The 9,510-nt window shown below is 59.5% G+C and carries 8 protein-coding genes; 3 read left to right on the top strand and 5 right to left on the bottom strand.

Annotated features, from left to right (window positions below):
- Positions 1–187: 187 nt before the first annotated feature.
- The 5 genes from D8V06_RS20285 to D8V06_RS20305 all read right to left on the bottom strand — a co-directional run bounded on the left by D8V06_RS20285 (position 188) and on the right by D8V06_RS20305 (position 6,036).
- Positions 188–658 carry an anti-virulence regulator CigR family protein gene (locus tag D8V06_RS20285; RefSeq protein WP_056853456.1) on the bottom strand — a complete coding sequence of 157 codons (471 nt, stop codon included), beginning with the start codon at positions 656–658 and terminating at the stop codon, positions 188–190.
- Positions 659–768: 110 nt separating this feature from the next.
- On the bottom strand, positions 769–1,317 hold the full coding sequence (locus D8V06_RS20290) for a cupin domain-containing protein (RefSeq protein WP_007895886.1): 549 nt from the start codon (positions 1,315–1,317) through the stop codon (positions 769–771).
- Positions 1,318–1,641: 324 nt separating this feature from the next.
- Positions 1,642–2,940: an FAD-binding oxidoreductase gene (locus D8V06_RS20295; RefSeq protein WP_130906813.1), complete on the bottom strand. Its 1,299-nt coding sequence runs from the start codon at positions 2,938–2,940 to the stop codon at positions 1,642–1,644.
- A 54-nt stretch (positions 2,941–2,994) separates the two neighbouring features.
- Positions 2,995–4,485 carry an aldehyde dehydrogenase gene (locus tag D8V06_RS20300; RefSeq protein ID WP_130931671.1) on the bottom strand — a complete coding sequence of 497 codons (1,491 nt, stop codon included), beginning with the start codon at positions 4,483–4,485 and terminating at the stop codon, positions 2,995–2,997.
- 174 nt (positions 4,486–4,659) lie between these two features.
- Positions 4,660–6,036 (bottom strand): glutamine synthetase family protein, encoded by a 1,377-nt coding sequence (locus D8V06_RS20305; RefSeq protein WP_056853453.1) that lies wholly within the window; start codon positions 6,034–6,036, stop codon positions 4,660–4,662.
- Between the two features lie 284 nt (positions 6,037–6,320).
- Between D8V06_RS20305 and D8V06_RS20310 the strand changes: the two genes are divergently transcribed.
- The 3 genes from D8V06_RS20310 (at position 6,321) to D8V06_RS20320 (ending at position 9,506) form a co-directional block, all read left to right on the top strand.
- Entirely contained in the window at positions 6,321–7,082 is a 762-nt protein-coding gene (locus D8V06_RS20310) for a gamma-glutamyl-gamma-aminobutyrate hydrolase family protein (protein WP_130931672.1), read from the top strand.
- A 370-nt stretch (positions 7,083–7,452) separates the two neighbouring features.
- Positions 7,453–8,595, top strand: coding sequence for a polyamine ABC transporter ATP-binding protein (gene potA / locus D8V06_RS20315; RefSeq protein ID WP_056853451.1), 1,143 nt, complete (start codon positions 7,453–7,455; stop codon positions 8,593–8,595).
- Positions 8,596–8,624: 29 nt separating this feature from the next.
- Complete coding sequence (locus D8V06_RS20320; RefSeq protein WP_177336560.1) at positions 8,625–9,506, top strand: ABC transporter permease subunit; 882 nt, start codon at positions 8,625–8,627, stop codon at positions 9,504–9,506.
- The last annotated feature ends 4 nt before the right edge of the window (positions 9,507–9,510 follow it).

Consider the following 9,510-nt stretch of genomic DNA (forward strand, 5'->3'; position numbering starts at 1 on the left):
GTCAGCAGGTAACAACGGGGCCGCTGCCAACATCAAAGCGCAGGACATGACAGCTAGAAGACTCTTGTTTTTTAAAAGCATGATTGCTTCCGTAGGGGTTGATATCGCGTAACGTAAGACGCGATATCACCCTTTCGGTTCAAAAGACCGCGACGGACGGCTGACAGGCCGCTCCTGCGTGCAAACTTCAATCAAACACATTATTTACAATTTCGTAGATCAGCCCGGAAGCCAGCGCGACCAGGATTAAATCCGTGCCGACTTGCTGCCACTCGTACCCGTCATAATGAGGCAATCTGCCGATCAACCGGCCATCGAGCTTCTTGGCAATGCCTGGCGGAAGCGGCTTGCCGCGAGCAAGATTCTTTTGGATGCCCGGTGGCAATGCAGGACCTGGGCTCCAGTAATCGCGGTAGCCATCAACAATGCCAACGATATTTGAGCGATTGATGCTCGGGCCGTTGCCCCAGTCACCGCCCCCGGAATTTTTTCCTTTGTTGCCATGGCTGCCCTGGTTGCCGTGGTCCTGGGCATTTTGTGGGTGGTTCTTGCCGTTCCCTTGACCTTTCCCGTTACCGGGATCTGCCAGGGCAGTCACAGAGCCGAAAACCAGCACCACGCTTGTCACCGCTGCAATCAACGATCGAGACCTGATCATAAGTCGTTCCTTCGTGACGGGAGTAGTCCCTGAAATTTAGACGATGTGGCAGGCAATAGTTTCCATTGATGCGGCATTGCGAACGCGACCGACAACAAAGGGCTGCCCGGTCAGAAGTTCGCCGGCGTATTCGCACTGATGATTTCCGCCTCATCCGCCCCGATATTCCTGAACCGGTGCGGCAGCGTTGTCGGGAAGTAATAGCCATCCCCGGCATTCAGTACGCTGATCTGGCCATCAACGGTGAGCTCGACCGTACCGCGCGTAACCAGCCCGCACTCTTCGCCTTCGGAATGCACGATCGGCTCTTCACCGGAACTGGCACCCGGCGCGTACTGCTCGCGCAGCAAACGCATCTGCCGGCTCGGTACGGAAGCGCCGATCAACAGCAGGCGCAGACCGTGGCGACCCAGGTCAGGTTGTTCGTTGGCGCGGAAGACGTATTGGTGTTCCCGGGGTGGCTGGTCGAAGGTGAAGAAGTCGGCCAAGGACATGGGGATGCCTTCGAGCAGCTTTTTCAGGGAGCTGACGGAAGGACTGACTCGATTCTGTTCGATCAGGGAAATGGTGGCATTGGTGACGCCGCTACGCCGGGCCAGCTCGCGCTGGGACAGTTTGTAGCTTTCGCGTACTAATTTGAGTCGTGAGCCCGTGTCCATGACAGCCTTATGTGCTTGGTACTTAAGGGTAATGGGGGTGGATGGCCGGCGCGAATCACGCCGTTTTCCGGTCCCGGAAACGTGAAAGGCGGCTATTAAATCACGTTTGTGGATGTTGCTGTAGGCGCAAAGCTTGCTCGCGATAGCGGTCTGTCAGACGGTTCAAATGCCGTCTGAACGGGTGCTATCGCGGGCAAGCCTTGCTCCTACAATTTGAACTGGCACACCGCAATCGTCAGCACGCCGGCTCCCACCGGGGGAAGCGATGCTTTTGATGTAAAAAACCGGCGGCACCTGATTGGGGCACCACCGGTGAGGTAACACTTAGATGCCGAACCGATCACGCAGCGAGTAGTACACCGCGCCAAGGGCCGTCAGCGGTGCCGAGAAGGTTCGCCCACCGATCATTGGCATGTGCGGCAGCGAGGCAAACGCGTCGAAACGCTCGGCGTCGCCGCGGATCATTTCCGAAATCAGCTTGCCGGCCAGGTGCGAACAGGTGACGCCGTGGCCGCTGTAGCCCTGCATGTAGTAGGCGTTTTTTTCGATACGGCCGAATTGCGGCATGCGCGACATGGTCAGCAGGAAGTTGCCGGTCCAGCGATAGTCGATCTTCACGTCCTTCAGTTGCGGGAAGGTCTTGAGGATTTTCGGGCGGATCAGTTGCTCGATGTCGTCCGGTTCACGGGCGCCGTAGACCACACCGCCGCCGTACAGCAAGCGGTTGTCGGCGGTCAGGCGGTAGTAATCGAGCAGGTAATTGCAGTCTTCAACGCAGTAGTTGTTCTTGATCAGGCTACGCGCTTGCTGCGCCGACAACGGCTCGGTGACGACGATCTGCGAGCCGCACGGCATGCTCTTGCTGGTCACTCGGTTGTCGAGGCCTTGCGGCAGGTAGGCATTACCGGCGATCAACAGGTACTTGGCCTTCACCACGCCTTTGGCCGTGCGCACAGTGATCGGTTCGCCGTAAGTGATTTCCACCGCCGCCGATTGTTCGTAAATCTTGCCACCCAGGCCGATGATTGCCGAAGCCTCGCCAAGGGCCAGGTTGAGCGGATGGATGTGGCCACCCTGCATATCCAGCAAGCCACCGACGTACGCCTGGGAACCGACTTCGCGCTTGATATCGGCTTCGCCGAGCAGTGTCAGGTTTTTGTTGCCGTAGCGTTCCCAGCTCTTCTTCTGCTCGGCCAGACCTTTGAGTTGCTTTTTGTTCATCGCCGCGAAAATGCCGCCGGGGCGGTAGTCGCACTGGATGTCGTAGTGCTGTATGCGCTGACGGATGATGTCGGCGCCTTCGAAAATCATGCTGCCGAGCACTTCGGCAGTCTTGTCGCCATAGCGCTCTTCGATGACATCGACGTCGCGACTGTAGGAGTTGACCAGTTGCCCACCGTTGCGCCCGCTGGCGCCGAAGCCGACTTTCGCCGCTTCAAGCACGGTGACGCTGTAGCCCGCTTCGGCCAGGAACAGCGCCGAAGACAGCCCGGTGTAGCCTGCGCCGATCACGCAGACATCGCAGTCCACCGCGCCTTCGAGCACCGGGAAATCACCGGTGAAGTTGCGAGTGGCGGCGTAGTAGCTGTTTACATGCTGTTGGGTTGAAGAGTTCTGTTTCATACGTTTCTCCGAAGGTCGCCGACAATGTGCCGACGACCGCCGCTTATAAAGGTCTTAGAGCTTGATCCAGGTCGCTTTGAGTTCGGTGTACTTGTCGAACGCATGCAGCGATTTGTCCCGACCGTTCCCCGACTGCTTGAACCCGCCAAACGGCGCGGTCATGTCGCCGCCGTCGTACTGGTTGACCCAGATGCTGCCGGCACGCAGGCCACGGGCGAAGGTGTGCGCCTTGCTCAGGTTGGCGGTCCAGACACCGGCGGCCAGGCCGTAGATGCTGTCGTTGGCAATCGCCAGGGCTTCTTGCGCCGTGTCGAAGGTGATCACCGACAACACCGGGCCGAAGATTTCTTCCTGGGCGATGGTCATGGCATTGGTGACGCCGTCGAAAATCGTCGGTTCCACGTACTGGCCACCGGTGTCTTCGAGGGTGCGGCTGCCACCGGCGATCAGCTGAGCGCCCTGCTCTTTGCCGATGGCGATGTAGCGCAGCACGTTGTCCAGTTGACGCTGGTCGACCACCGCGCCGACGGTGGTTGCAGGATCGAGCGCGTGTCCGGGTTTCCAGCCTTGCAGGGCTTCCACCAGCAGCGGAATGAACTGATCCCGGATCGAGCGTTCCACCAGCAAGCGCGAGCCAGCCGTGCAGACTTCGCCCTGGTTGAAGGCAATGGCGCCAGCGGCGGCCTGTGCTGCAGCGCGCAAGTCCGGTGCGTCGGCGAACACCACGTTGGCGCTCTTGCCACCGGCTTCGGCCCAGACGCGTTTCATGTTGCTTTGTCCGGCGTAGATCATCAGCTGCTTGGCAATCGCCGTGGAGCCGGTGAAGGCCAACACATCAACGTCCATGTGCAACGCCAGCGCCTTGCCGACGGTGTGGCCGAAGCCTGGCAAAACGTTGAATACGCCTTTGGGAATGCCCGCATCCAGTGCCAGTTGCGCGATGCGGATCGCCGTCAGTGGCGACTTCTCCGAAGGCTTGAGGATGAACGAGTTGCCCATCGCCAGGGCCGGGGCGAATTTCCAGCTGGCCATGATCAGCGGGAAGTTCCACGGCACGATGGCCGCCACTACGCCGGCCGCTTCGCGCGTCACCAGGCCCAGCTGATCGTGTGGTGTGGCGGCGACTTCGTCGTAGAGCTTGTCGATGGCCTCGGCGGTCCAGCGAATCGCGTTGGCGGCGGCCGGAATGTCGATGCTCATGGAGTCGCTGATCGGCTTGCCCATGTCGAGGGTTTCGAGCAACGCCAGTTCTTCCTGGTTGGCCAGGATCAAGTCGGCAAAGCGGATCAGGATGCGCTTGCGCTCAGCCGGGGCGAGGTTGGCCCAGACGCCGGATTCGAACGTGCGGCGTGCCACGGCGACGGCGGCGTTGGCATCGGCTTCATCGGTGCTGGCGACGTTCGCCAGGAAACGGCCGTCCACCGGGCTGATGCACTCGAACGTGGCGCCACTGGCAGCCGCGCAGTATTGGCCGTCGATGAAGGCACGGCTCTCGATGGTGAGGGACTGGAAGCGTTGCTCCCAATCGCTGCGAGTAATTGTCATTGTTGTGACTCGACGCAGGGGAATAGATGGTCGTGTTAACAGACGGAGCGAGTGGTAAGTAACCTGTGGCGAGGGAGCTTGCTCGCGCTGGACTGCGCAGCAGTCCCATCTTTTGGGGCCGCTACGCGGCCTGCGGGAGCAAGCTCCCTCGCCACGGGTTGGGTGTCGGCGCTGTTACACGGTGTGCAAGTACCAGTTGTACTCAAGGTCGGAAATGGAGTTCTCGAACTCGGCCAGCTCGCTCTCCTTGCACGCCACGAACACGTCGATGTACATCGGGTCGATGTACTTGGCCATGACTTCGCTGTCGTCCAGTTCGCGCAGTGCATCGCGCAGGTTGTTCGGCAGGCTTTGTTCGTTCTGCTCGTAGCTGTTGCCTTCCACCGGAGCGCCCGGTTCGATCTGGTTGGTCAGGCCGTGATGCACGCCCGCCAATACCGACGCCATCAGCAGGTACGGGTTGGCATCGGCGCCAGCCACTCGGTGTTCGATGCGCACGGCGTCCGGTGAGCCAGTCGGCACCCGCACCGCCACGGTACGGTTGTCGATCCCCCAGCTCGGCGAGTTCGGCACATAGAACTGTGCGCCGAAGCGGCGGTACGAGTTGACGTTCGGACAGAGGAACGCCATCTGCGCCGGCAGGGTCTCGAGCACACCGCCGATCGCGTGTCGCAGCGCGGCGTTCTGCTCGGGATCCTCGCTGGCGAAGATGTTGTTGCCTTCTTTGTCGAGAATCGAAATGTGCACGTGCAGACCGTTGCCCGCCTGGCCTGGATACGGCTTGGCCATGAAGGTGGTGTCCATCTCGTGGTCATAGGCGATGTTCTTCACCAGACGCTTGAGCAGGACGGCGTAGTCGCACGCCTTGATCGGGTCAGCCACGTGGTGCAGGTTGACTTCGAATTGCGCCGGGGCGCTTTCCTTGACGATGGCGTCTGCCGGGATGCCCTGCTCTTTCGCGCCTTCGAGGATGTCTTGCAGGCAGTCGACGTATTCGTCGAGATCGTCGATCAAATACACCTGGGTCGAAATCGGACGTTTGCCGGACACCGGTGAACGTGGCGACTGCGGTCGACCGTTCACGTTGTCCTGGTCGATCAAGTAGAACTCCAGTTCGAACGCGGCGCAGATGGTCAGCCCCAGGTCGTCGAACTTGCGCACGACATTGGCCAGCACTTCACGCGGGTCGGCGAAGAACGGCTCGCCTTCGATTTCATGCATGGTCATCAGCAGTTGCGCGGTCGGGCGCTTCTGCCATGGCTCGATGCTCAGGGTGCCTGGGATCGGGTAGCAGATACGGTCGGCGTCGCCGATGTCCAGACCCAGGCCGGTGCTTTCCACCGTGGAGCCATTGATGTCCAGAGCAAACAGGGAAGCCGGCAGATTGATGCCTTTCTCGTAAACCTTATGAAGACTGGTGCGTTCGATGCGCTTGCCGCGCACCACACCGTTCATATCCGCAATCAGAAGGTCGACGTACAAAACCTCAGGATATTTCTTAAGGAATGCGTTTGCTTCGTTGAGTTGAACGGTACGCAGAGGGACCGACATGATGCACCTATTTTTTTACTGTTAATTATTATGTTCACCGCCCTTTCACGCAGCCAGTCAATCCGAAAGGCAAAGTGAAGTCAATAGCGAACACCGCGCCTTTCGACCTTTATTTTCGGGCCTCCAAGCGGCACGAGAGTGCCAAACCAGCCTCGAAACACCTGTAAATCCTGAAGATCGGACGCGCGGCGTTTAGAATTTTTTACATGGGAGTTGTTAATTAAAATCAACAAGGCTAAGCTCCGGAAAAGCTCGTTCAAGTGTCAAACTTCGAGGTGATAAAAATGGCATTCAAGCCATTGATCGGCGTTACTGCGTGCGTCAAACAGATTGGCCTGCACCCCTACCACGTCAGCGGCGACAAGTACTTGCGCGCTGTCAGCGTTGCGGCGCTGGGGCTGCCCGTCGTTATTCCTTCCTTAGGCGACCTGACCGAAATCGAGGATCTGCTACCGCAGCTTGACGGTCTGTTGCTGACCGGCTCGCCCTCGAATGTGGAACCCTTCCACTATCAAGGCCCCGCCAGCGCCCCCGGCACGGATCATGATCCGGCGCGGGATGCCACTACCCTCCCCCTGATCCGTGCGGCCATCGCTGCCGGCGTTCCGGTGCTCGGCATCTGCCGGGGTTTCCAGGAGATGAATGTGGCGTTCGGCGGCAGCCTGCATCAGAAGGTCCATGAGCTCCCTGGCTTCCTCGATCATCGCGAAGCCAATCACCCGGACCTGGCCGTGCAATACGCACCGGCACATGAGGTGAATGTGCAACCGGGCGGTGTGTTCCAAGCGCTGGATCTGCCGACGGTGTTCCAGGTCAATTCGATTCACAGCCAAGGCATTGACCGACTGGCCCCCGGCCTGCGCGCCGAAGCCGTCGCGCCGGATGGCTTGATCGAGGCGGTCTCGGTCGAGCACAGCAAAACCTTCGCCCTCGGTGTGCAATGGCATCCGGAGTGGCAGGTGCTGGATAACCCTCCCTACCTGAGAATTTTCCAGGCGTTTGGTGACGCGTGCCGACAACGGGCGGCGTTGCGTAATTTGCGCTGACTCAAACCCCGAATATTCAATTTACTGCCCCGTGAAGATCACAGGCGAGCCTTGGCACGCCTGCCCTTCACGACAACTACACACTGCAATAACAACAAGCACGACCAGGCAGCCAGGACGGCGGCGCCGAATAAGCCCGGCGGGATGGGTGATGCCAGCAATGCAAATGCAATTCCCTGTGGAAACTGGCTTGCCAGCGATGACGGTTGGTCAGTCAACGATCATGTTGACTGCCAGGGCCTCATCGCTGGCAAGCCAGCTCCCACATGGACCGCATATGAATTGGCCGGCATCGCTCGCCTCGGGTTTGCAATCAACTATTAAGTCAGGCCGCGTTGGCCCGACGACTGAAACCTGTTGGGAGTTTCACATGGCAAACGCCTCCAGCATCTACAGGAAGGCTCTTGAAGGTCACCAGGCACCGAAAAAGGTTCTGGTGAAAGTCGACCGCGTCACCAAGAAATTCGACGAAACCACCGCTGTGGACGATGTGTCCCTGGAAATCCATCAGGGCGAAATCTTCGCCCTGCTCGGTGGTTCCGGTTCCGGTAAATCGACGCTGCTGCGCATGCTCGCCGGCTTCGAGCGCCCGACCGAAGGCCGGATTCTGCTAGACGGTGTCGACATCACCGACATGCCGCCGTACGAACGGCCGATCAACATGATGTTCCAGTCCTATGCCCTGTTCCCGCACATGACGGTGGCGCAGAACATCGCCTTCGGCCTCAAGCAGGACCGTTTGCCCGCCGCCGAAATTGACGCCCGTGTGGAAGAAATGCTGCGTCTGGTGCACATGACCCAATACGCCAAGCGCAAACCGCACCAGTTGTCCGGTGGTCAGCGTCAGCGCGTGGCGCTGGCCCGTTCCCTGGCCAAGCGGCCGAAGCTGTTGTTGCTCGACGAACCCATGGGCGCGCTGGATAAAAAGCTGCGCTCGCAGATGCAACTGGAGCTGGTGGAGATCATCGAGCGCGTTGGCGTGACCTGCGTGATGGTGACCCACGACCAGGAAGAGGCCATGACCATGGCCCAGCGCATTGCAATCATGCACCTGGGCTGGATCGCCCAGATCGGCAGCCCGGTGGACATTTACGAAGCGCCGGTCAGCCGCATGGTCTGCGAATTCATCGGCAACGTGAATGCCTTCGACGGCACCGTGGTGGAAGACCTCGAAGGTCACGCCATCATTCACAGCCCCGACCTGGAACAGAAGATCTACGTCGGCCACGGCGTCAGCACGTCGGTGCAGGACAAGTCGATCACCTACGCGATCCGTCCGGAAAAACTGCTGGTCAGCACCACCAAACCCGACACGCGCTACAACTGGTCCAGCGGCAAGGTGCATGACATCGCCTACCTCGGCGGCCACTCGGTGTTCTACGTCGAGCTGCCCGGCGGCAAGGTTGTCCAGTCGTTCATGGCCAACGCCGAACGCCGGGGCGCGCGTCCGACCTGGGACGATCAGGTCTACGTGTGGTGGGAAGACGACAGCGGCGTGGTACTGCGCGCATGAGAACCTTCAATCAGCAATTCCTGCGCCTGGTGCCCAGTGGGCGAAAACTGGTGATCGGCATTCCATTCGTATGGCTGTGCCTGTTCTTCATGTTGCCGTTCTTCCTGGTAATGAAGATCAGCTTCTCGGAAGCCGCGCTGGCCATTCCGCCCTACTCGGAGATCTACACCTACGCCGAGCAGAAATTCAACCTGCTGCTCAATATCGGCAACTACACGTTGCTGGGTGAAGACGAGTTGTACCTCTCGGCATACCTCGGTTCGTTGAAGGTCGCATTCTTCAGCACACTGGCGTGCCTGGTGATCGGTTTCCCGATGGCCTACGCCATTACCAAGGCGAGCAAGGAAGCGCAAAACGTCCTGATGCTGTTGATCATGATGCCGACCTGGACCGCGATCCTGATCCGCGTCTACGCATGGATGGGCATTCTCAGCAACAACGGTTTGCTCAACGGCTTCCTGATGTGGACAGGCCTGACCTCACACCCGATCGAGATCCTCAACACCAACATCGCGGTGTATATCGGCGTCGTTTACGCTTACTTGCCGTTCATGATCCTGCCGCTCTACGCCAACCTGGTGAAGCACGATCAGAGCTTGCTGGAAGCCGCGTCGGACCTGGGTTCGAGCACCTTCAACAGCTTCTGGAAAATCACCGTGCCGCTGGCCAAGAACGGCATCATCGCCGGTTGCATGCTGGTGTTCATTCCGGTGGTGGGCGAGTTCGTGATCCCGGAACTGCTAGGTGGTCCGGAGACCCTGATGATCGGCCGCGTACTGTGGCAAGAGTTCTTCAACAACCGCGACTGGCCTGTGGCGTCCGCGCTGGCGGTGGTCATGCTGTTGATCCTGATTGTGCCGATTCTGCTGTTCAACCGCAGCCAGGCCAAAGAGATGGAGGCACGGGGATGAAACG

Origin of the sequence: Pseudomonas sp. Sample_24 (genome assembly GCF_004307605.1) — a bacterium.
Classification (GTDB): Bacteria; Pseudomonadota; Gammaproteobacteria; order Pseudomonadales; family Pseudomonadaceae; genus Aquipseudomonas.

Excerpts from the sequence above, each read along its gene's own strand:
- D8V06_RS20295 (WP_130906813.1), bottom strand. The coding sequence starts at position 2,940 with ATGAAACAGAACTCTTCAACCCAACAGCATGTAAACAGCTACTACGCC.
- D8V06_RS20290 (WP_007895886.1), bottom strand. The coding sequence starts at position 1,317 with ATGGACACGGGCTCACGACTCAAATTAGTACGCGAAAGCTACAAACTG.
- D8V06_RS20300 (WP_130931671.1), bottom strand. The coding sequence starts at position 4,485 with ATGACAATTACTCGCAGCGATTGGGAGCAACGCTTCCAGTCCCTCACC.
- potA (WP_056853451.1), top strand. The coding sequence starts at position 7,453 with ATGGCAAACGCCTCCAGCATCTACAGGAAGGCTCTTGAAGGTCACCAG.
- D8V06_RS20305 (WP_056853453.1), bottom strand. The coding sequence starts at position 6,036 with ATGTCGGTCCCTCTGCGTACCGTTCAACTCAACGAAGCAAACGCATTC.
- D8V06_RS20310 (WP_130931672.1), top strand. The coding sequence starts at position 6,321 with ATGGCATTCAAGCCATTGATCGGCGTTACTGCGTGCGTCAAACAGATT.
- D8V06_RS20285 (WP_056853456.1), bottom strand. The coding sequence starts at position 658 with ATGATCAGGTCTCGATCGTTGATTGCAGCGGTGACAAGCGTGGTGCTG.